25 protein-coding genes and 1 other annotated feature are annotated in these 20,291 nt (G+C 37.1%); of the genes, 14 read left to right on the top strand and 11 right to left on the bottom strand.

What is annotated here, in order from left to right; all coding sequences use genetic code 11:
• The first annotated feature begins 6 nt into the window (after window positions 1-6).
• Entirely contained in the window at window positions 7-2,052 is a 2,046-nt protein-coding gene (recG, locus tag AAAY30_RS08750) for an ATP-dependent DNA helicase RecG (RefSeq protein WP_443711290.1), read from the top strand.
• A gap of 25 nt (window positions 2,053-2,077) precedes the next feature.
• The gene (locus tag AAAY30_RS08745) at window positions 2,078-3,430 is read left to right on the top strand and encodes a D-alanyl-D-alanine carboxypeptidase family protein (RefSeq protein WP_486967725.1); all 1,353 of its coding nucleotides are present in this window, start codon (window positions 2,078-2,080) and stop codon (window positions 3,428-3,430) included.
• Between the two features lie 47 nt (window positions 3,431-3,477).
• Here AAAY30_RS08745 and AAAY30_RS08740 read toward each other — a convergent pair whose 3' ends face one another.
• Window positions 3,478-3,906 carry a hypothetical protein gene (locus AAAY30_RS08740; RefSeq protein ID WP_195411176.1) on the bottom strand — a complete coding sequence of 143 codons (429 nt, stop codon included), beginning with the start codon at window positions 3,904-3,906 and terminating at the stop codon, window positions 3,478-3,480.
• A 95-nt stretch (window positions 3,907-4,001) separates the two neighbouring features.
• Between AAAY30_RS08740 and AAAY30_RS08735 the strand changes: the two genes are divergently transcribed.
• Window positions 4,002-4,790, top strand: a complete 789-nt coding sequence (locus AAAY30_RS08735; protein ID WP_295025971.1) for an alpha/beta hydrolase — start codon at window positions 4,002-4,004, stop codon at window positions 4,788-4,790.
• 109 nt (window positions 4,791-4,899) lie between these two features.
• On the opposite strand, the gene pduL is transcribed toward AAAY30_RS08735, so the two are convergent.
• A complete protein-coding gene (pduL, locus tag AAAY30_RS08730; protein WP_195411174.1) occupies window positions 4,900-5,469 on the bottom strand; it encodes a PduL/EutD family phosphate acyltransferase in 570 nt (189 codons plus the stop codon).
• Between the two features lie 159 nt (window positions 5,470-5,628).
• Between pduL and AAAY30_RS08725 the strand changes: the two genes are divergently transcribed.
• Genes AAAY30_RS08725 through AAAY30_RS08710 form a run of 4 tightly spaced genes read left to right on the top strand, consistent with a single transcriptional unit; the run spans window position 5,629 to window position 7,859 of the window.
• The gene (locus tag AAAY30_RS08725) at window positions 5,629-6,201 is read left to right on the top strand and encodes a uracil-DNA glycosylase (RefSeq protein ID WP_186934486.1); all 573 of its coding nucleotides are present in this window, start codon (window positions 5,629-5,631) and stop codon (window positions 6,199-6,201) included.
• A 1-nt stretch (window position 6,202) separates the two neighbouring features.
• Entirely contained in the window at window positions 6,203-6,730 is a 528-nt protein-coding gene (locus tag AAAY30_RS08720; RefSeq protein WP_499215674.1) for a nitroreductase, read from the top strand.
• A 12-nt stretch (window positions 6,731-6,742) separates the two neighbouring features.
• The gene (locus AAAY30_RS08715; protein ID WP_302191397.1) at window positions 6,743-7,306 is read left to right on the top strand and encodes a Maf family protein; all 564 of its coding nucleotides are present in this window, start codon (window positions 6,743-6,745) and stop codon (window positions 7,304-7,306) included.
• Between the two features lies 1 nt (window position 7,307).
• Window positions 7,308-7,859, top strand: coding sequence for a GNAT family N-acetyltransferase (locus AAAY30_RS08710; protein ID WP_295025974.1), 552 nt, complete (start codon window positions 7,308-7,310; stop codon window positions 7,857-7,859).
• Between the two features lie 137 nt (window positions 7,860-7,996).
• Here AAAY30_RS08710 and AAAY30_RS08705 read toward each other — a convergent pair whose 3' ends face one another.
• From AAAY30_RS08705 to AAAY30_RS08670, 8 genes are all read right to left on the bottom strand, one after another.
• The gene (locus AAAY30_RS08705; protein ID WP_252560098.1) at window positions 7,997-8,299 is read right to left on the bottom strand and encodes a hypothetical protein; all 303 of its coding nucleotides are present in this window, start codon (window positions 8,297-8,299) and stop codon (window positions 7,997-7,999) included.
• A gap of 16 nt (window positions 8,300-8,315) precedes the next feature.
• Window positions 8,316-8,561 (bottom strand): IreB family regulatory phosphoprotein, encoded by a 246-nt coding sequence (locus tag AAAY30_RS08700; protein ID WP_022233976.1) that lies wholly within the window; start codon window positions 8,559-8,561, stop codon window positions 8,316-8,318.
• 182 nt (window positions 8,562-8,743) lie between these two features.
• Entirely contained in the window at window positions 8,744-9,091 is a 348-nt protein-coding gene (locus tag AAAY30_RS08695; RefSeq protein ID WP_022233975.1) for a type II toxin-antitoxin system PemK/MazF family toxin, read from the bottom strand.
• A gap of 119 nt (window positions 9,092-9,210) precedes the next feature.
• A complete protein-coding gene (locus AAAY30_RS08690; RefSeq protein WP_022233974.1) occupies window positions 9,211-9,717 on the bottom strand; it encodes a hypothetical protein in 507 nt (168 codons plus the stop codon).
• A gap of 113 nt (window positions 9,718-9,830) precedes the next feature.
• Window positions 9,831-10,043 (bottom strand): Lrp/AsnC family transcriptional regulator, encoded by a 213-nt coding sequence (locus AAAY30_RS08685; protein WP_195411170.1) that lies wholly within the window; start codon window positions 10,041-10,043, stop codon window positions 9,831-9,833.
• A 177-nt stretch (window positions 10,044-10,220) separates the two neighbouring features.
• The gene (locus AAAY30_RS08680; protein ID WP_195411169.1) at window positions 10,221-10,946 is read right to left on the bottom strand and encodes a hypothetical protein; all 726 of its coding nucleotides are present in this window, start codon (window positions 10,944-10,946) and stop codon (window positions 10,221-10,223) included.
• A gap of 53 nt (window positions 10,947-10,999) precedes the next feature.
• Window positions 11,000-11,869, bottom strand: coding sequence for an NAD(P)H-hydrate dehydratase (locus AAAY30_RS08675; RefSeq protein ID WP_499215673.1), 870 nt, complete (start codon window positions 11,867-11,869; stop codon window positions 11,000-11,002).
• Between the two features lie 3 nt (window positions 11,870-11,872).
• Entirely contained in the window at window positions 11,873-12,409 is a 537-nt protein-coding gene (locus AAAY30_RS08670; RefSeq protein WP_302484234.1) for a DUF6106 family protein, read from the bottom strand.
• Window positions 12,410-12,514: 105 nt separating this feature from the next.
• Window positions 12,515-12,732, top strand: a binding site (T-box leader).
• 41 nt (window positions 12,733-12,773) lie between these two features.
• Between AAAY30_RS08670 and pheS the strand changes: the two genes are divergently transcribed.
• From pheS to AAAY30_RS08655, 3 genes are all read left to right on the top strand, one after another.
• Complete coding sequence (gene pheS, locus AAAY30_RS08665; RefSeq protein WP_022233971.1) at window positions 12,774-13,826, top strand: phenylalanine--tRNA ligase subunit alpha; 1,053 nt, start codon at window positions 12,774-12,776, stop codon at window positions 13,824-13,826.
• 14 nt (window positions 13,827-13,840) lie between these two features.
• Window positions 13,841-16,207 (top strand): phenylalanine--tRNA ligase subunit beta, encoded by a 2,367-nt coding sequence (pheT, locus tag AAAY30_RS08660; protein WP_443711296.1) that lies wholly within the window; start codon window positions 13,841-13,843, stop codon window positions 16,205-16,207.
• 224 nt (window positions 16,208-16,431) lie between these two features.
• The gene (locus tag AAAY30_RS08655) at window positions 16,432-16,629 is read left to right on the top strand and encodes an alpha/beta-type small acid-soluble spore protein (RefSeq protein WP_022233969.1); all 198 of its coding nucleotides are present in this window, start codon (window positions 16,432-16,434) and stop codon (window positions 16,627-16,629) included.
• Between the two features lie 93 nt (window positions 16,630-16,722).
• Here the strand turns inward: AAAY30_RS08655 and AAAY30_RS08650 are convergent, their stop codons facing one another.
• Window positions 16,723-17,193: a low molecular weight protein-tyrosine-phosphatase gene (locus AAAY30_RS08650; protein ID WP_186934494.1), complete on the bottom strand. Its 471-nt coding sequence runs from the start codon at window positions 17,191-17,193 to the stop codon at window positions 16,723-16,725.
• Between the two features lie 647 nt (window positions 17,194-17,840).
• Here AAAY30_RS08650 and AAAY30_RS08645 point away from each other — a divergent pair.
• The 4 genes from AAAY30_RS08645 to AAAY30_RS08630 all read left to right on the top strand — a co-directional run.
• Complete coding sequence (locus tag AAAY30_RS08645) at window positions 17,841-18,410, top strand: hypothetical protein (protein WP_301954789.1); 570 nt, start codon at window positions 17,841-17,843, stop codon at window positions 18,408-18,410.
• 16 nt (window positions 18,411-18,426) lie between these two features.
• Window positions 18,427-19,512, top strand: coding sequence for a hypothetical protein (locus tag AAAY30_RS08640; protein WP_499222357.1), 1,086 nt, complete (start codon window positions 18,427-18,429; stop codon window positions 19,510-19,512).
• A 20-nt stretch (window positions 19,513-19,532) separates the two neighbouring features.
• Window positions 19,533-20,009, top strand: a complete 477-nt coding sequence (locus AAAY30_RS08635; protein WP_294440189.1) for a YdbT family protein — start codon at window positions 19,533-19,535, stop codon at window positions 20,007-20,009.
• A gap of 100 nt (window positions 20,010-20,109) precedes the next feature.
• Window positions 20,110-20,291, top strand: a 182-nt coding sequence (locus tag AAAY30_RS08630; protein ID WP_499222356.1) for a hypothetical protein, incomplete at its 3' end; no start/stop codon positions are given.

The following is a 20,291-nucleotide window of genomic DNA, read 5'->3' as shown; positions in this document are numbered from 1 at the left end:
GGAATTATGGCTTCTCTGTATAAAATTTCAATTGATAAATTAAACGGAATAGGCAAAAAAAGAGCCGAGCTTTTTAATAAGCTGGGCATTTACAGCATAGGAGATTTGCTTAGTTTTTATCCGAAAGGATACGAGGATTGGAGTTCAACCGTTAAAATCGAAAGTCTGCAAGACGGTATGAATGTATGTATCAAAGCGGTGCTCGGAGCACAGATAAAAGACGGAGTCTTGCCCGGAGGACGAATTATATCCAAAGGTATGGTGTATGATGACACGGGTACACTGCAGCTTGTCTTTTTTAATAACCGATACATAAGCGCTATGATTCACGCAGGTGAAGAATATTATTTTTACGGCAGAGTTACAGGCGGAATAGGCGGTTGGCAAATGATTTCTCCAACTTTTTCACCTGTCGGCGAGGGCTCAAAAATTCACCCGATATATAAGCAGACAGCAGGTCTTAATTCAAAGATAATTGCAAATGTGGTAAAGCAGGCTCTGTCGTATTTGCCTGAAAAGGTAAACGACCCGTTGCCCGAAAGCGTACGAAGCACATTTGCTCTGTGTGATTTGAAATATGCAATACAGAATATACATTTCCCAAATAATTCAGAGTCGCTTGCGTCGGCAAGAAAAAGGCTTGTTACAGAGGAACTCCTTGTGCTTAATCTCGGTATGCGTTCACTCAAAGAACACAGTCGAGGTGAAAGCGGAGTTGATATTACTAAAAGTTATTTTGATGAATTTAAAGAACTTTTACCTTTTACAATGACGAATGCACAAAGTCGGGTTGTAGGCGAATGTATATCTGACCTGACAAAAGGTACAAAACCGATGAACAGACTTGTTCAGGGTGATGTAGGTTCCGGAAAAACGGCTGTTGCAGCCGCCGTTTGTCATACTGTAATACGCAACGGATTTCAGGCGGCTTTTATGGCTCCCACCGATATTCTTGCAAGACAGCATTATAAAACCTTTACCGAACTTTTTAAAGGTACCGATATAAAAACAGCTTTGCTTACGGGTTCAATGAAAGAGTCCGAGAAAAAAGCTGTAAGAGCGGAGCTTGAAAACGGCGACATCTCTTTTGTAGTCGGCACTCATGCACTGATAACCGAAAAAACCAATTTTTACAATCTCGGAATAGCTGTAACGGATGAACAGCACCGTTTCGGAGTATCGCAGAGGGCAAAGCTTTTATCAAAAGGCAGTAATCCGCATTTGCTTGTTATGAGCGCAACCCCTATTCCGAGAACTCTCGGACTTGTTATTTTCGGCGATCTTGACATTTCGATAATCGACGAACTTCCGCCGTCAAGAAAACCTGTTAAAACCTATGCAATAAGCACGCTTAAGCGTAAAAACTGCTATGGATTTATAAAAAATGAAATAGCACAGGGCAGGCAGGCGTACATAGTTTGCCCGCTTGTCGAAGAGGGTGAACTTGAAAATGTAGCCTCGGCGGAGGAATATGCGGCGGAGCTTATGCTGAATGATTTTTCCAATATTTCAGTCGGTATTGTTCACGGACATATGAAACCTGCCGAAAAGGACGAGGTTATGAAAAAATTTGCGGATAACGAAATTTCTTTGCTTGTTGCAACGACTGTAATTGAGGTAGGCGTAGATGTTCCGAACGCTACCGTTATGACAATAGAAAATGCGGAGAGATTCGGCCTTTCTCAACTTCACCAGCTAAGGGGAAGAGTAGGTCGAGGTAAGTATGATTCTTATTGCTTTTTAATAAGCAATAACAGAAATCCCGAAACTATGCAAAGACTGAAGGTTATGTGCAGTACGAATGACGGCTTTAAAATTGCCGACGAAGATTTAAAATTGAGAGGTCCCGGCGACTTTTTCGGAGAGCGACAGCACGGTCTGCCGCAAATGGCGATTGCCGATTTTGCAGATACCAAAAGTTTGGAGCTTTCGCAAAAAATGGCTGATTTTATTATATTTAATTATAAAAATCTTTATCATGATGATTTAAGATTGTTGAGGGCAGAGGTTGACCGACTTTTCTCTTCAAACGGTCATAATTGTCTGAATTAATATATTATTAGGAGTAATCGAGTTTATGAAAAGGAAATTTATCAGGGTATTGTCGGTGCTTTGCACGCTTGTTGTGCTTGCCTGTGTATTTGCACCAACAGCAGGAGCTGCTTCGTTTACAAACAGCGTTGCAACAAAATCGGAGTCAATCTTACTTGTAAATACGGATACAGGTCAGACTGTTTATGAAAAAGAGGCTGATACCAAGCGCTATCCGGCATCTACCACAAAGATTATGACTTACATAGTTGTTATTGAAAATGTGGACGATATTGAAAACACAAGGGTAACTATAAAAAAAGATGTTCTTGACAAGCTAAATGGTACGGGAAGTTCTGTTGCCAACCTTGAGGCTCATATCGGAAAAACAATGTCTGTTAAAGATTTACTTTACAGTATGATGGTTCCGTCCGGCAACGACGCCGCAATGACTCTTGCCGATTATGTAGGCGGCGGAAGTATTGACAAATTTGTTGATATGATGAACGATAAGGCAAAAGAGCTTGGCTTAAAGAATACACACTTTAAAAATCCCGACGGCTTGCACGATGAAGACCACTACACAACAGCAAGAGATATGTATACTATGGCTTCATATGCATTAAAACTCCCTTATTTTGAAGAAATTACAAATACAACCGAGTATTATTGTGAGGACGATGACGAACCGCTTACCACAACAAACTACCTTATCGACCAGTGGCGTGGCGGAGATTATTACTATATGTACGCAAAGGGTATAAAGACAGGTACTACAGACCAGGCGGGCAGATGTCTTGTTACATCCGCATCGGCAGACGGATATTCGTACTTGCTTGTACTTTTAAAAGCTCCTTATAAAGAGGGTGTTGAGGAAGAGTATTATACCTTTACAGATGCCGCCGACCTTTTTCGCTGGGCGCTTACAAGTCTTGAACTTAATACCGTAGCATCAACAAAAACTCCTATTTGTGAGCAAAAAGTTAAACTTTCGTGGGGTAAAGATTCTGTCCTCCTCGTTCCCGAAAAGAACTTCAGTGCTATTGTTCCATCGGACTATGAGGAAAAATGGATTACCATAGAAACCAATGTTCCGGACGAAGTTGACGCACCGCTTGATACAAATACGGTTGTAGGCACAGCTACTATTTATTACCAGGACGATAAAATGACTGAAAAACAGGAACTTGCTACAGTTAATCTTGTGCCGAGTGAAAAGGTGGAACTCAGCGGATTCCTTTATGTAATGAATGTAATCGGCACAATTATGAAATCTTATTGGTTCTTGGTAGCAGTCGGAGTTATTGTAATAATTCTTGTAATTTACTATATTACCTCTAAAATCAACCGCAAAAAAGCCAAAGCAGCCAAAAAGGTAAAGCATTACCGCAATCTTTAATTTTTAAACTAAGCCACCGCAAAGCTAAGCGGTGGCTTTTGTAATGCCTATAAATAAGATTTAAGCTCTCCTATGTTTTCTTCTTCGGTATCCAGCATCTTTTTGGCGAGCATCGTTATATGCGGGTCACTGCCGTCGTATTCACGCATATGTCTTGCCATTTTGTTTACGCCCATTGTGTTGCCTTTAATCATCATTTCCGCAATGTGCGAGGCTGATGAATCACGCTTTAAATCACGGTTTGCGGCATAGCTTGTCATTGCCTTTGTCATCGGACTGACATGGTGTACATCCGCACCTCGCCTTTTAAGCATTGTATTTGCACAATGGTATAACTTGCTATATTTTATAAGCTGTTCGCAAAGTACACCGTCAACTTTGTTGTCCTTTAATTGCTTGCGAACAGCAGAAATACCGTTGCAGCCCATCTCGGCATTTTGCAGAACATAATTAAGCATTTCGTTATCGTTAATCACAAAAATCACCTCTGAAAATATTATTATTCAACATTTGGAAAATATACATCTTGCAAGAGGCTTTGATTTGTGGTTTAATATAAATGGTGATATTAATGGTTAATTCAGAATTAAAAACTTTTACACTTCCATTTCCGAACGAAAGAGGAGAGCGTAAAATTTGGGTATATATTCCAAGTCATAGCGAAGATGAAAAATTACCTGTAATTTATATGACTGACGGACAAAATCTGTTTGACGAAGAAAGTACGGAATACGGAAGTTGGAATGTTATTTCTGCTGTTGAAAATGAGCAGAATAACACAGGACTTTCAGCCATTATAGTCGGAATTGACAATGGCAATATATATCGTGACAGTGAGCTTACTCCGAAATGCATAGGTGAAATTCAGCACAGAGATTATTTTAATGATATTTTCTCTCCCGAGGGCGAGGTGTTTGACAGCTTTCTTACGGATACTGTTATCCCTTATATCGAAAATAATTTTCCTGTAAAGAAAAATAAAGAAAGCGTTTCGGTATGCGGAAGTTCATCGGGTGGTTTGCAGGCTTTCTTTGAGGGAATGGAGCACAGCGACAAGTTTGGATTTGTAGGAGCATTGTCGCCTGCATTTGCAGTTTATACGGAAGACGATTGGAGAGCATATTTGCTTTCAAAAGTGAACGGTAATATGCCGTATATTTATATGTATTGCGGAAATGCAGATCCACTTGAAGAAATCTTGATGCAGAGCACGGAAATGATGTACGACATTTTACCGGAGGTCGGTTATCCGTACGATATGTTCAACGAAGTTTTGCTTTTTGAAAATGCACATAATGAAAAAGCATGGAGAGAAATTTTCCCTGATTTTCTGCACACATTTCTTGATAAAGCAAGGTAAAAAAGCTGTGAAAATCTTGAAAATTTATATTGGTAAGTTTAAATAAGCGATAAAAGCAACAAAAAACGCTCTGCCTTTAAGACAGAGCGTAAATGCCGATATGTAACTATTAAAGAATAACCTCGCCGTCAACAGTACCGCTAAGGCCTGCTGCGTTTGATTCATCGGTATCAATGTGCATTGCAGGAGCATAGCTTGGGCTTACTCTTACAACAACATCACCGAATGTTGTTGCTCTGCCTGTGCTTTCGCCAACCTTAACAGAAACAATCTGCTTATCGGTTACGCCAAATTCAGCGGCAGCTTCCGGAGTAAGGTGAATATGTCTTTTAGCAGCGATTACACCGCACTCAATTTCACACTCACCGACAGGACCGACAAGTTTGCAACCCGGTGTACCTGCAATATCGCCTGACTCACGAACAGGAGCGGCAATGCCGAGTTTTCTTGCATCTGTAAGAGCAACCTCAACCTGTGTAGCGCTTCTTTCAGGGCCAAGAATTGACATCATCATTTCACCCTTAGGGCCAACAACCTTAACCTTTTCCGCACAGGCAAACTGACCGGGCTGAGAAAGATCTTTCTTTTTAGTGAGAGTTGCGTCTGCACCGAAAAGTGTTGCGAAAACTTCCTTTGTCACATGGATGTGACGAGCAGAGGTTTCTACCATAATTTTCATATTTTTTACCACCAATCATAAATAAATACAGCCAATGGCTTTGAATATATTTTACTACTAAATTATTTAAATTTCAACACATTTACGCTAATGTATTTAATTTTCGGACATATTTTAGTTTGGATATTTTAATTTCTAAAAATAAGGAATGATAAGAAAATGTATAGAACATGGGAAGAATTATACAGCGAGTGCAAAGCGTGCCAAAAGTGTGAACTTTGCAAAACACGCACAAATGTAGTTGTGGGCGTGGGAAATCCGAATGCCGATATTATGTTTATAGGCGAAGGCCCGGGAGAGAACGAGGACTTACAAGGCGAACCTTTTGTGGGCAGAGCAGGCAAACTGCTTGACAAGATGCTTGCTGCGGTTGACCTCGACAGAAACGAGAATATTTACATTGCAAATATTGTAAAATGCAGACCGCCGCAAAATCGTGATCCTAAACCCGAGGAACAGGAAATGTGCATTGGTTGGCTACGCTCACAGGTAAAACTTATTAACCCTAAAATAATAGTTTGTCTTGGAAGAATTGCAGCGGCAAAACTTATTAAGCCTGACATAAAGATTACCAAAGAACACGGAATGTGGTTTAAAAAAGGTAATTTTGAAATGATGGCTATGCTGCATCCTGCCGCTGTTTTAAGAGATCCACGCAAAAAGCCCGAGGCTTTTGACGATTTTTTAAAATTGCGTGACAGACTTGAAGAATTAAATAAAGGAGAAGTTTAAAATGAATGAAACAGTAAACCTGATGATTACAAGAAGAAGCGTAAGAAAATTTAAATCGGATATGATTCCAAAAGAAATTATAGATGAAATCATTACAGCCGGTACATATGCGGCATCAGGCAGAAACAGTCAGTCACCTATCATTATTGCCGTTACTAATAAAGAATTAAGAGATAAAATTTCAAAAATTAATGCGGAGATTATGGGTAAACCCGACGGTTTTGACCCGTTCTACAATGCGCCCGTAATGCTCATAGTTCTTGCGGATAAAAGTGTACCTACTTATCTTTATGACGGTTCGCTTGTAATGGGCAATCTTATGCTTGCCGCTCACGAACTCGGTATAGGCAGTTGTTGGATTCACCGTGCCAAAGAATTTTTTGAAAGGGAAGAGGGAAAAAATTTGCTCAAATCGCTTGGCATAGAGGGCGATTATGAGGGTATCGGCAACTGTGCGCTCGGTTATGTTGACGGTAATTATCCCACAGAGCATCCACGCAAAGAAAACAGAGTTTTTTATGTAGATTAAGAGGTAAGTTCTATGATTATTCTTGCATCGGCATCTCCCCGCAGACAGGAGCTTTTAAAGCTGATTACAAAGGATTTTGCGGTAATGCCGTCTGACATTGACGAGAGTGTGCCAAGCAATATTGAAACCGAAAAAAGTCCCGAATACCTTGCTGTGAAAAAGGCAAAGCATATATATGAAAACGGACATAAAAATGATGTTGTAATCGGTTGTGATACAGGAGTTTTTATTGACGGTAAAATGCTTGGCAAGCCTAAAAACAAAGAGGATGCAAAGCAAATGCTGACTGAACTTTCGGGCAGAAAGCACAAGGTAATTACAGGCTGTTGTATTTGCGGCAACAGTAAAGTAAACAGCTTTTCACAAGTTACGGAGGTTGAGTTTTACGAACTTACCGAAAAAGAAATCGAAAGCTATATTGCCACAGGAGAGCCGATGGACAAGGCAGGCTCATACGGAATACAGGGCAAAGGCTCATTGCTTGTGAAAGGCATTGTCGGCGATTATTTTAATGTGGTAGGTTTGCCTGTTGCAAGGCTCAATAAAGAATTAAAAAGAATTAAACGGATAGGATAAAATGAATATTGAATTTAAAAGAGTAACAAAAAAACTTCCTGAATATAAGCAAATCAAACAGTTGTATTTTTCGGCTTTTCCGTCTGAAGAAAGAGCACCGTTTTATTTGATGATAAAACGAACCAAAAGAGAAAATGTCGATTTTCTTGCAATTTATTGTGAGAAAAAATGGGTCGGAATGATTTATATAATTAATTATCTTGACCTTTCGTATGTTTTTTACTTTGCTCTTGATGACAGTCAAAGAGGGCAAGGAATAGGCTCTGCCGTGCTCCGAGAGATTCGTAAGCTTTACAGTGGCAGAAGATTTTTTCTTGCACTTGAACAGCTTGACAAAAATGCGGAAAATTATGCTCAACGCCTTAGCAGAAGCAGATTTTATCTGAAAAACGGACTTAAAAAGCTAAGTATTTCTATCAAAGAGGGAAATGTGCTTTATGACGCTATGGGATTCGGCGGAGAAGTAAAGCCTGAAGAATACAGAGAAATGATGAAAAATTATACAGGCTTTTTCTTCTCAAAGCTGTATAAGATAGAAATGTATGAAAACTGATATAAATTATGGTTTAGTGCACAGTTTAGCCAAGCAATCAGTTAAACCATAAATTACTCCAACTTTTGATAAAGATTTCTTACAAAAAGCAAAAAAGCTATCACAAATTAATGTGATAGCTTTTTCAGCGTTAATATTCAGTTGTTGGCAAGTGCTCTTTCGAGCCAGATGTCAGCAATATCCATTGCAACAAAAAGTCCGTGCTTTTCGCTTGATTTTACAAGCTGCTTTCTTGGTGAAAGGTCAGGGTCAGTGGCAAGTAACTGAACAGTAACTTTATCCGCAACCTGAAGTCCGTTTACCTCGTTTTTGCTTTTTACCTGAAGTCTGATAACATATGGTTCAGACATATTGCCGTAATAAATCTCATCGCCACACCTTACGAGCGGTCTGCCCTTATAGGTGGAAAATTCCTGAGCTGTTTTTTTAGCTTCTGCCACGAAGCATCAGTCCTTTCTAAACATTAAGGTAAGATTTTACGAGTGCTTCAAGTAAGTCGTCACGGTCAATTTTACTGATAATGTTGCGTGCGTTGTTGTAAGTTGTTATATATGTGGGATCCTCACTAAGAATATAGCCTACTATTTGGTTTATTGGGTTATAGCCCTTTTGTCTGAGAGCGTCATAAACGATGGTAAGACTTCTTTTAATAGCATCGTCCCTTTCCTCACCAAGTGAGAAAATCATAGTCTTATCCAACATACCGAAACACCTCCTGTAAATTATTCTTTTTATATTATATACTAAATCAGTTAATTTTTCAAGCCCGTTTTCGTGAATTTTATGTGAATTGTTTAAATTTGCTATTTTATTGGTTTTTATAAATCAAAAAGCCTCCCAATTCAGGAAGGCTGTAGATTGTGCCACAAATATGTAGCACATAATCAGACATTAAGTCCGAAAGAAATAGAAATTGCGTCATTTATTTCGCTCATATAGTTTTGGTCAACCGAGCCCATTTTTTCTTTGAGTCGTTTTTTATCTATGGTGCGGACTTGTTCAAGCAAAACAACGCTGTCTTTGGCAAGTCCCGAAGAATCTGCATTGAGCGGAATGTGTGTGGGCAGATTTGCCTTTGACTGCTGACTTGTGATGGCCGCCGCTATAACGGTAGGACTGAATCGGTTTCCCACATCGTTCTGAACTATAAGTACGGGTCTTATTCCGCCTTGTTCAGAGCCTATCACCGGACTTAAATCTGCATAAAAAATATCCCCTCGTTTGATATTCAAGACTTTCACGCTCCAAATAATTAGATTACTGATATTTTTCCCTTTCCAAAAGTTTTTATACAGCTACTATATAATATTTTTGGGCGTAAAAATTGTGAAGGCTTTTAGTTTTCATTTTATTAACCAAGCTCGTATTGATTGCTGAAATCAATACGAAAATTTTTAGAATTTATTTGCGCAGATAATATATATCCGTTTTTATCTACGGAATATGTGCATTTGCCCTTTGAAGTTTCCAGTATATATGTATCGGATTCATTATTTTTTTGATAAAGAATTTCTCTCCCGTCACAAATCTCTGTTGCAACACAATGTATAAGTTGCAAAAGATTGTCATTTGGCAAATATGCCTCGTCTGCAGTACTTGTTAAGTCATCTATTTCAATGGATATTTCACCTCCGTCGTTGCCGATTTTTAACCCGTCAACAGTTTGCGGTTTGTTAAAAACAAGTTCGGTTTGACCGTCATTTGCCGTTATACTTCCTCCTGCCGAAAAATCTCCTTTGCTTGCCGTAAAATCGGCATTAAAATTTGTAATTATACTTTTTTTAACTTCATTACTTTGGCAAGCAGAAAAAATTATTGCCATTAAGAAGAATAATACAAAAAGCCTTAGTTTTTTCATATTACGCCACACTCCTGTCTTTGCTTAATTATATGTAAAAAACAAGGCAAAAATTATTTATACAAAAATTAAATGGCAACATAAATAACTTTAATTATCTATGCTGCCAATCTTCAATTTGCTTTTGAATTGTCAATTAAAACAATCCATTTACCGTTTCTTTTTCCGCTTTCACGCTTTATAAAGCCTTTTTCCTGTAAAAGTACGGTTTTCCTTTTTATAGAGCGTTCTGATTTTCCTACCTTAACGGCTAAATCTTTTTGAGTGATTTGCGGATTTTCTTTTAACGCTTTTATGATTACTAAATCTTCAAGAGATAATTCCAAAGTGCCATTTTCTTTTCCAAAAGTGTCATTTTGGCACTTTGAAAATTTTTATTATAGTCGATGTGTAAATACCTGTTTTTTAAATCATGGTTTGCGTTTAATAAGAGATTATATTTTGATTCTAAATCAATATATGCGATTTGTGTAAAGGCACGCAGTTGCAAGTCATTATACATTTCATTTCACCTCTGTTATATACTCAAATTCATGTAAACTCGGTGTACTTTCTCCTTTGCTTACACACAAAGTAAAAGTTTTATAAGGATTATAACGCTTTATTAATGTATCTCCGTAAGAAGGATAAGTATCAAATTTTTGTGAGCATTGTCTATAATTTTCAATATCAAAGAAATAACCGTTTATTACAAGTTTAAAACTATAACTCTTACTAATATTTTCAAATATCGTAACCAATTGTTCTTTACTTATATTATCATCACAGTAGATTGCCTTTACATACATACCGCTAACATTGTGCTTTTTAACAAACTCTTCAATTGATAAATTTGTATTGATTTCAGGCTTAATATCCGTAACTATTTCAACATCAACCGCACAGTCTATGTTATATTTATTAAAACTCTCTACAATATCATTTTGAACTTTATATGTCATAATATTGCTCACATAATCATCTGTTACATTGCCGTCATTATCTATTACAGCTGTAAACATCAGTTTAGGGGTATCTTTCGGATGCACATAAAGTGTTGCGGAATTAGTATCTATTCTGTTTCCTATGTATTCAGCCTCAAACTCCTCGTTGTATTTTTCATTCAGCCTTTCGCATACTGTATTTGCCGTAGTCTTGTTGAAAGTGCCGAGCATTGAGCAAGCACCCATTGATAAAGAAAATCCTAATGTTAAAGTTAAAACAACTGCCTTTCCTATAAATTTTATCATTTTATTTCTCCCAACTTTTTGAAAATATAGTATTGTTTTTAATTTTATAAATATTACATTAGTTTCAAATAAGCTGTTGGAATCATATCTATCATATCGGTTGGCAACATTGATATTTTACCGAGTTTTTCTGCGGCAAAGTCGCCGATTGTGCCGTGAAGAAATACTCCTGCCGCTGCTGCATTGATAGGGGATGCACCTTGAGCAAGCAGTGAGCCGATTATTCCTGACAAGACATCACCGCTGCCTCCGGTTGCCATTCCCGAATTGCCTGTGTGATTAATATAAACTTCACCGTCAGGTGATGCTATTATTGTTCCCGCACCTTTTAAAACAGTTACTACACCGAATTTTTTTGCAAAATTAATCGCAGTATTTTCTCTGTTTGAATTAACCGTCTTTGGAGTTGAATGTAAAAGTCTTGCCATTTCGCCGGGATGAGGTGTAATAATGGCAGGCGCTTTTAAATTTTTAAGAATTTCCGGTTTATTGCAAATGCAGTTCAATGCGTCGGCATCAATCACAAGCGGCTTTTCGCAATTTGTAATTACAGATTGTACTAAATTTTTTGTGTCATCACAAACCGAAAGTCCGCAGCCTATTACTACGGCAGAAGATTTTTCGCACATTTCAAGCAAAAAATCGGTGTTTTTACTTGAAATTACACCGTTTGAAGTTTCTTCAAGCGGATAATATACGCTTTCAAGAATATTTGTTGCACAGACAGGATAAATGCTTTTCGGTACGGCAATTTTTAATAAACCGATTCCGCATCTTAAGGCTGCCTTACCTGCCATAATTGCAGCGCCTGCCATTCCGTAACTGCCGCAAATGCACAGTAAACTGCCGAGAGTACCTTTATTGGAGTCATCGGGACGGTTAAAAACAGCCTTGTTAAAAAGCAATCTATCTGTTTCTTTCATAATTTAGCCTCTTTTGTAAAAAATCTTGAGTACAATGTCTTTCTTAAGATGACCTTTCATTGCATTGAGAATTTTCTCGTTAGGCGCAAATACAAGCAAAGTTTTGCCGTATGCCGCAGAATTAAAAACAGCATAATAGTTGTTTTCGTCATTAATATCGGCACAAGCCTCAATGCGCTTAGCAAATCGCATTGTATCAATTACTTTTTCATCTTTGTCAAGAATTTCAATGTCACTTATCTGCAGTTTGCACATTGTTTTCCTTTTTCTTAGAGCAATAATCTTTGAAACCTCAATAATTCCGCCTGAAACCGAATATTCATATTCTACACGCTGAATACTGAAAACATACCAAACTATGTATATTCCTATAAGGAAAATAAAAAACGCCACATAGATAAGGTAAGCAAGGTTGAGCGGATATGCAAGCGCAATGCAAAGGGCGGGAATTGTTATAAGCAATGCTACCGATAAAATTTTAATGATAAGCTGTTTTGGCTTTTTAGCTCTTTTTACAAGCTGTTCGTTAAATATTTCCAATTTTTTTACTCCTTTTTTAAGTAGATTAATAGTATAATAACATAATAAGCGTTTTTTTTCAATAAAACTATTGCAAAATCAAAAAGAAAATGATATTATACTAATGATAACACGCTGACGAAGAGAGTAGCGTTTTTTATGCCGAAAAGAGAGCAATGTCAAGGCTGAAAGCATTGTGCGGCGGAAATTGCGTGAAGTTCACTTCCGAGTGGTGAGGCTGAAATAACAGTAGGTTTCAACGGCTGACTCCGTTACAGGTCGGGAAGTGTTTGCTTCTTTAAGCAAAAATCAGGGTGGTACCACGGATATTATTCGTCCCTGCGTAAGTGATTACGCAGGGATTTTTATTTTTACGGAGGTATGTATGAACGAGAAAATCATAAGCCTTATGGGCGAAATCAACGCCAAGGTTTCAGAAATTTCTGATCTTGTCGAGCTTGACAAGATCAGAGTTGCTTATCTTGGTAAAAAGGGCAGTATTACTGCACTTTTAAAGGGTATGAAAGATCTTTCTCCAGATGAGAAAAAGGCTTTTGGCTCTGAAGTAAACCAGCTTAAGGCTATGGCGAGCGAAAAGATTGAGCAGAAAATCGAAGAACTTAAGAAGAAAGAGGTAGAAAGAGAAATTGCCTCTATGCGTCCTTTTGATATTACCGCTCCGTCAAATATTGTAAAAGGCTCATATCATCCAATCACACTTGTACAAAGACAGTGTGAGGCTATTTTTAAATCAATGGGCTTTACTGTAGAAGATTATTCTGAAATTGTAACCGATTACGAATGTTTTGAGTCACTTAACATTCCTAAGCATCACCCTGCAAGAGATATGCAGGATACTTATTATCTTGATAACGGTCAGCTTTTGAAGTCACAGACTTCTGCCGCACAGAACGCCATTCTTAAAAAATACGGTAAAAACCTTATTGAAAACGGTGTGCCGATTAAGGCAATTTTCCCGGGCAGATGTTTCAGAAATGAGGCAACCGACGCTTGTCACGAAAACACATTCTTCCAGATGGAGGGTGTAATGGTTGACAAAAATATTTCAATTTCAAACCTTATCTTCTTTATGAAAACTATGCTTTCGGAAGTTTTCCAAAAAGATATTAATGTACGATTAAGACCCGGATTTTTCCCATTCGTTGAACCGGGATTTGAGCTTGATATCAGTTGCCTTATCTGCGGCGGCGAGGGTTGTCCTTCATGTAAGCACAGCGGTTGGCTTGAGCTTTGCCCATGCGGTATGATTCATCCGAATGTACTTCGTGAGGGCGGTATTGACCCGGACGAATACACAGGCTTTGCATTTGGTCTTGGTCTTACAAGACTTGCAATGATGAAGTACGGCATTAAAGACATCAGAGATTTGAACAGTGGCAGCTTAAAGGCATTGTCACAGTTTACAGACGATAAGTAAGGGGGAGAGTAGTAATGTTTTTATCAATGAACTGGATTTCAGACTTTGTTGATTTATCGGGACTTGACAAGGTTGAGCTTATACATCAGTTTTCTCTCTCTACAGCCGAGGTGGAAAACGAAATTTTCTTCAAGGGTTCAGAATTAAGCGGTGTTGTTGTAGCTGAAATTAAATCAATTGAAAATCACCCTGATTCTAAGAAACTGCACTTACTCAAGGTTGACGCAGGTGAAAGCGAACTTGTTGATGTAGTTTGCGGTGCACCAAATGTAAGAGTAGGTATGAAAACCGCTTTTGCAAAGGTTGGCGCTAAACTCGGTGAAATTACCATTGCACCTCGTCCACTCGCAGGTTATACTTCATACGGTATGTGCTGCAGTGAAGCGGAAATCGGAATCAGTGACGATAATTCGGGTATTATGGACATCACAGATGATGTTGCAAACGGTACAGATATTAAAGAAGTTTACCAGATTGACGATATAGTTTTTGAAGTTGACAATAAGTCACTTACAAACCGTCCTGACCTTTGGGGACATTACGGTATTGCAAGAGAGTTTGCCGCACTTTCGGGCAGAGCATTAAAGCCGCTTGAGGTTGAAGATCTTACTCCGTACAATGAGCTTGCAAAGGTTGATATGAAGATTGAAGATCCGCTTTGTCAGCGTTACAGCTGTTTGCAGGTTGAGAACATCAAGAGAAATGTAAGCCCCGTAAATATGAGAATCAGACTTTACTACTGCGGTCTTCGCGGTATTAATTTCCTTGCTGACCTTACAAACTATCTTATGCTCGAAATGGGTCAGCCAATGCACGCTTTTGACTCAAGAAAAGTAGAGAAAATTCGTATTAAGCGTTTTGACAAGCCTTTTGTATTCCGTACACTTGACGGTGTGGACAGAAACATTGACGAAAATACACTTATGATTTGTAACGATAATACTCCTGTTGCAATCGCAGGTATTATGGGAGGCCTTGATTCGGAAATTGTTGACGATACAACAACTCTTACACTTGAGTCTGCTACATTTAATGCAGTATCGGTTCGTAAGTCAACAGTAAGACTTGCTCACAGAACAGACGCATCTATTCGCTACGAAAAGTGTCTTGACCCTGAAATGACAACTGTTGCAATCGCAAGATTTGTTAAACTTTTAAAGACATATGACAGCGATATTAAGGTGGTTTCAAGCCTTACAGACGAGTATGCTTTCCACTATGAAAAGATTACTCTTGAATTTGACAAGGCATTTGTTGACCGCTATACAGGTATTGAAATCAGCAACGAAAGAATCGTAAAAACTCTTGAAAGCCTTGGATTCGGTGTGCAGCTTGCAGGTGATGATTTCACAGTAACCGTTCCGTCATGGAGAGCTACAAAGGATGTTACAATCAAGGCTGACATCATTGAGGAAATCACAAGAATTTACGGTTATGATAACTTTGCCGTCCATACAACCCGTTCACCTCTTTATCCTGTAAGAACAGGCGAGTTAAAGAGTAATGAAGATAAAATCAAGGATATTCTTGTTCAGAGATATAATCTTCATGAAGTCCATTCATATGTATGGGCATATAATGACGAGCTTAAAGCACTTGGCATTGAAGTTGAAAACAATGTTAAGCTTGCAAACGCTACTAACCCTAACATTGAAACAATCAGAAATTCAATTATTCCTACACAGCTTTGTCAGGTTAAGTCAAATACTTCGTATTCAAATGATTTCGGTATTTTTGAAATTGGCAGAGTTGTAAAAGGCCTTGACGAAAACAACCTTTGCATTGAGCAGAAAAAACTTGCAATCACACTTTTCAGCAAAGTTAAGAATATTAAAACACTTTACTTTGAGCTTAGAGATATGCTTGTTGTACTTTCAGAGGACATTAAGCACAAATCGCTTGGCTTTAAGAAAGCAGAGCCGACACACAGCTATGAACACCCTGTGAACCTCTACACAATTATGATTGACAATGAGGAAATCGGTACAATCGGTATTGTTCACCCGACTGTGGGCAAAAAGCTTGACAAGAAAGCAAGCGTGGTATTTGCTGAGGTTGATATGAATGCATTTACCGATGCGCAGACCGCTCCGATCGTTTACGATGAGCCGTCAAAATTCCCGCCGATTGATTATGATATCAGTGTAGTTGTTCCTGAAAAACTTTTCTTTGAGGATCTAAGCAAGTGCTGGATCGGAAAGGGCGAGGGTATCTTAAAGGGTACAAAAATTGTTGATACCTACGATACAGACACAGTACACAGTATCACAATCAGATTTGAATTTTCATCAGCCGAGAGAACTCTCTCATCAGCAGAGGTTCAGACTGTAATGGACGAAATCATTGCAGAACTTGCAAAAATCGGTGCAAATTTAAGATAATAAATTAAAACAACCGACCGTAATTAAATTTTACGGTCGGTTTTGCTGTATTGTTATATTGACAGTAAAAGAAATGATTTAAAAATAAAATATATGAAAAATTTACATATTATAAAAAGAAAACTACCGCAAACAATACTATTGCGGAAGGAAATCAAGAGGTTGAACCTGACGCTTAAAATATAAAATTAACTAAAAAATAATTAACAAAGGAGAAAACCAATATGTCAAGCAATAACAATCAGCTTAATGTACCACAGGCAAAGGAAGCAATGGAACGCTTTAAGATGGAATGTGCAAACGAAGTGGGCGTAAACCTTAAACAGGGTTATAACGGCGACTTAACATCAAGAGAAGCCGGTTCGGTAGGCGGACAGATGGTTAAAAAGATGATTGAATCATACGAAAACAGTATGAAATAATTTGATTTAATAAATAAATCATAAAAATATATCGGGGCATATGGCAACAGCTGTATGCTCCGATGTTTATTATGCAATATTATTCTTAAAATATCAGTTGATTTTCAAATTATGCTCTTTTATGTACTCCAAAAGTGCTCTGCAACCATTGTCAATGTCGGTGTAAGTAACATCAAAATTGCCTGTGTACCATGGATCTGCCACATCTCGTGAATAATTGGTAAACTCAAGCAGGCGGTGAATTTTCTTTTCATTGTCAAAACCGACTATCCGCTGTAAATTGCGCAAATTCATAGAATCCATAGCAATTATGTAATCATAATTTTTGTAATCGTCTTTGGTAATCTGCACAGCATGGTGTGAGGTGAACGGAATGTTCATTTCTGTTAATTTTGCCTTTGTTCCACGATGAATACCGTTGCCGATTTCCTCCGTACTTGTCGCAGATGAATTAATTAAAAATTTATCGGCAAGCTTGTTATCCGCAACAATTTTTTTCATTACAAATTCCGCCATAGGTGATCGGCAAATATTCCCATGGCACACAAACATTATCCTTATCATAACAAAATTCCTCCCGATTTGCCGTAATATGCCGTGATTTGCAAGGGCGAATTGAGTATAACAGGAATGAGTATCACTTTTAAAATTCCCTCAAAACACGCAAATCAAGGCAAAATGTGGCATATTAGATTTTTCAAAAGTAGTCAAATAGTAGTCAGTTAGGGGGGTGCAGACTACTTCCAAAATCAACCTTATAACGATAACTTTTGAGTAGGGGGGTGCAAAATGGATTTTTGGTTGTTATAATTCTTTATTGGAACTATTGCTACCGATTCAAGCTATCGTTAATGGGGTTAAAAGATGATTTTATTATAGCATAATGATCAATTTGCTACAATGGTGTATGTTTAAATTAAAATATATTTTTAATAACGATAACGGTTGAATTTAGCAAGTATTAACATAATTGAAGTTAGAGAACCTTTAAATTTTATGCTTGTATTTTGAAATTAATTGATATTTAAAAGTAGTACAATATAGCCAAAAATTGATATAATAATTATGAAAAAGCACTAATACTTTGCGATTTATCAAAAAAACTATTTGACTATTATTGACATATAATTTATATGATGTTAAAATTCATATATATTATTGTCAACACTTGTTTTTTAGTTGTTGATTTGTGAGAGGAAGTTTTGCTTGATATGACTTTGGAACAGAAAAAACATCAAGAAGAATATTATAAAGCTAAAAACAGATATGAAAATGCTACATACGAGAAACGACGTGCGGAAAATGAAATAATCGACATAAGAAATCGTAAGCCTCAACTGATTAACAAAATAAATCAGTTGAATGCTGAGAAAAAATGTAATTTGACATCATTAGAAGAAATATCAAAATCAGTAAAAACTAATGGCTCATTTGAACAAAGCATTAAGGATACTGAAACCAAACTTGAAACTGCATCAAATGGGTTTCTTGCTATTGGAGAGTCATCCTTAGGAAAACCTCAAAATTTGACAACTGTTTTTGATGGTGTTAATCGTTCGTCTAAAAACAACATATCTAGTGCTTTTGTAAATTTGAAAAGAACACAAGCGTTAATTAATAATAAAATTAATGATATTAATTCACAAATAAAAAATTTGCAAACAGAACTTGAAAATAAAAAAAGCAGAGAACGTTCTTTGCAGTGTATTGTTAGTGAGAAACAAAGAACTATGAATAATGCCGCTGTTGAAATGGCATATCATAAAAAGCATATGTATTGATTTGAGTGAATAAATTATGGCGACAATAACATTATACAAAGAAAAGGTAAACGGTGTTGGTGGACTGATAGATAATTTGATAAAATCATCAAGTAATTTGGATGTTCAGCTTGGAACACTGAAAAATACTCTTCAAGGTGTTGATAGCAGTACTTGCAATTTGCAGGATACTGTTGATAGTATCAGTTCCTCGTCAAAAAGTGAAAAATCAAAAATCGAAGATTTAAAAAAGTTAAATAATAAGCTTAGCGAATTCATTGAGACTGCATCAAGAAAAGATTCAGCGGCAGAAGAGGAAATAAAGAAATCAAAAGAAGATTTTTACACAAAGTATTCCTATCTGAAACCTGAATGCGAAAAAAGTGTTATTGAACACATTTGTGATGGTGTACAGTCGGCAATTGAGTGGTGTAAAGAGCATTGGAAATTATTAGTTACAATAGTTTTAGTGGTAGCTGCAATTGCTGTTATCGTATTTACGGCAGGAACAGCAATAGGTCCAATTGCTGCCGTAGCTGTAGCTGCCTCAAAAGGAGTGTTGATAGGAACAGCAGTAGGAGGATTAAGCGGTGGAATTTTTAATACCATCGCAGGGAAATCTTTTTTTGACGGATTTGAAGAAGGTGCATTTAGTGGAGCCATATCTGGTGCTATAGCTGGTGGTTTATGTTCTTGGCTATCTGGTGCTGGTGAAATTGCATTATCAATTCCAAAACAAATGTTGGTGGGTGGATTTGGCGATGTTGGTGCCTCCATTATTAATGATTTTGGTGATATTATTATAAAAGGGAAAAATATGTCTTTCACAGATATCTTGATTAATGCTGGCTTTTCTTTTGGTGTAGGTGCTTTGTCTACAGGTGCAACAAATTATTTGGGTAATAGATTCCCATTACGAATAAGAGGAATAAACAAAGGTAGAGGAAGTTGGGAACATGTTTGGAAAACGCAATCAATTAGATCTTTTAGACACAGGAGTCGAGTCAATATAAAGACAATTATGAAAGGTCTAGGAGCTGATTTTATCAATGGTATATGGGATTATGGTTTTGAAGTGCCTAAAGGTATTTTAGGAAATTTAAAAGATAGTCTTGTAGAATAATTTTCACATAGGTGAGCGTTATGGAAAATTTAGAAGTAAGATTTTTTAAAAAAGATTTAGTAGGATTTGGGTTGATATATTTTGTATTTACAATACTATGTGTTGTAATGTTCGTAATTGGTTATAATTTTGCATTAAGCTTGATTTTTGCCATCTTTTTATTTATTACGAGCATAATGGTAATCCTATCCACTTGTTTGTTTAGGATTAGAGTTATAGGAGATAACTTTAAAGTCAGAACGAAATTTGGACAAAAATATGAATTTAGTATTTCTGATATTCAAAAAATAAAATATATCAAACATAATAATATAAAGCGTGGTCCGCAGTACGCTTTGGTTATAACTGCTGGAAATAAAGAACTGGAACTGAACAAGCAAATGGAAGGTTTTGATATTATGGTAGAATACCTTTTGAAAAAATATGCTGATGGGAAAATAGATAATAAAGTAATGTCGAAATATTGTAAAAATTCATTAAGCAAGATAAATATTTGATAGAAGAAAGCAAAATAACTTATAAAAATAGCAAATAATTTCATAAAAGAATAAAAATTAGACATTATCTTGTTAAGATTATTTTTGTAGGAGGTTTCAAGTGGCGACAATAACACTATACAAAGAAAAAGTCAATGGTGTTGGTGGACTGATAGATAATTTGATAAAATCATCAAGTAATTTGGATGTTCAGCTTGGAACACTGAAAAATACTCTTCAAGGTGTTGATAGCAGTACTTGCAATTTGCAGGATACTGTTGATAGTATCAGTTCCTCGTCAAA

Source organism: Ruminococcoides bili, assembly GCF_040093295.1.
GTDB lineage: Bacteria > Bacillota > Clostridia > Oscillospirales > Acutalibacteraceae > Ruminococcoides > Ruminococcoides intestinale_A.
The sequence above is the reverse complement of the archived record's forward strand: the minus strand, read 5'-3'. Positions and strand labels throughout refer to the sequence as shown.

Excerpts from the sequence above, each read along its gene's own strand:
- pduL (WP_195411174.1), bottom strand. The coding sequence starts at position 5,469 with ATGAAAATTATGGTAGAAACCTCTGCTCGTCACATCCATGTGACAAAG.
- AAAY30_RS08655 (WP_022233969.1), top strand. The coding sequence starts at position 16,432 with ATGTCAAGCAATAACAATCAGCTTAATGTACCACAGGCAAAGGAAGCA.
- AAAY30_RS08690 (WP_022233974.1), bottom strand. The coding sequence starts at position 9,717 with ATGAAAAAACTAAGGCTTTTTGTATTATTCTTCTTAATGGCAATAATT.
- recG (WP_443711290.1), top strand. The coding sequence starts at position 7 with ATGGCTTCTCTGTATAAAATTTCAATTGATAAATTAAACGGAATAGGC.
- AAAY30_RS08725 (WP_186934486.1), top strand. The coding sequence starts at position 5,629 with ATGTATAGAACATGGGAAGAATTATACAGCGAGTGCAAAGCGTGCCAA.
- AAAY30_RS08645 (WP_301954789.1), top strand. The coding sequence starts at position 17,841 with ATGACTTTGGAACAGAAAAAACATCAAGAAGAATATTATAAAGCTAAA.
- AAAY30_RS08675 (WP_499215673.1), bottom strand. The coding sequence starts at position 11,869 with ATGAAAGAAACAGATAGATTGCTTTTTAACAAGGCTGTTTTTAACCGT.
- AAAY30_RS08650 (WP_186934494.1), bottom strand. The coding sequence starts at position 17,193 with ATGATAAGGATAATGTTTGTGTGCCATGGGAATATTTGCCGATCACCT.
- pheT (WP_443711296.1), top strand. The coding sequence starts at position 13,841 with ATGTTTTTATCAATGAACTGGATTTCAGACTTTGTTGATTTATCGGGA.
- pheS (WP_022233971.1), top strand. The coding sequence starts at position 12,774 with ATGAACGAGAAAATCATAAGCCTTATGGGCGAAATCAACGCCAAGGTT.
- AAAY30_RS08700 (WP_022233976.1), bottom strand. The coding sequence starts at position 8,561 with ATGTTGGATAAGACTATGATTTTCTCACTTGGTGAGGAAAGGGACGAT.
- AAAY30_RS08635 (WP_294440189.1), top strand. The coding sequence starts at position 19,533 with ATGGAAAATTTAGAAGTAAGATTTTTTAAAAAAGATTTAGTAGGATTT.
- AAAY30_RS08745 (WP_486967725.1), top strand. The coding sequence starts at position 2,078 with ATGAAAAGGAAATTTATCAGGGTATTGTCGGTGCTTTGCACGCTTGTT.
- AAAY30_RS08715 (WP_302191397.1), top strand. The coding sequence starts at position 6,743 with ATGATTATTCTTGCATCGGCATCTCCCCGCAGACAGGAGCTTTTAAAG.
- AAAY30_RS08680 (WP_195411169.1), bottom strand. The coding sequence starts at position 10,946 with ATGATAAAATTTATAGGAAAGGCAGTTGTTTTAACTTTAACATTAGGA.
- AAAY30_RS08640 (WP_499222357.1), top strand. The coding sequence starts at position 18,427 with ATGGCGACAATAACATTATACAAAGAAAAGGTAAACGGTGTTGGTGGA.
- AAAY30_RS08710 (WP_295025974.1), top strand. The coding sequence starts at position 7,308 with ATGAATATTGAATTTAAAAGAGTAACAAAAAAACTTCCTGAATATAAG.
- AAAY30_RS08735 (WP_295025971.1), top strand. The coding sequence starts at position 4,002 with ATGGTTAATTCAGAATTAAAAACTTTTACACTTCCATTTCCGAACGAA.
- AAAY30_RS08720 (WP_499215674.1), top strand. The coding sequence starts at position 6,203 with ATGAATGAAACAGTAAACCTGATGATTACAAGAAGAAGCGTAAGAAAA.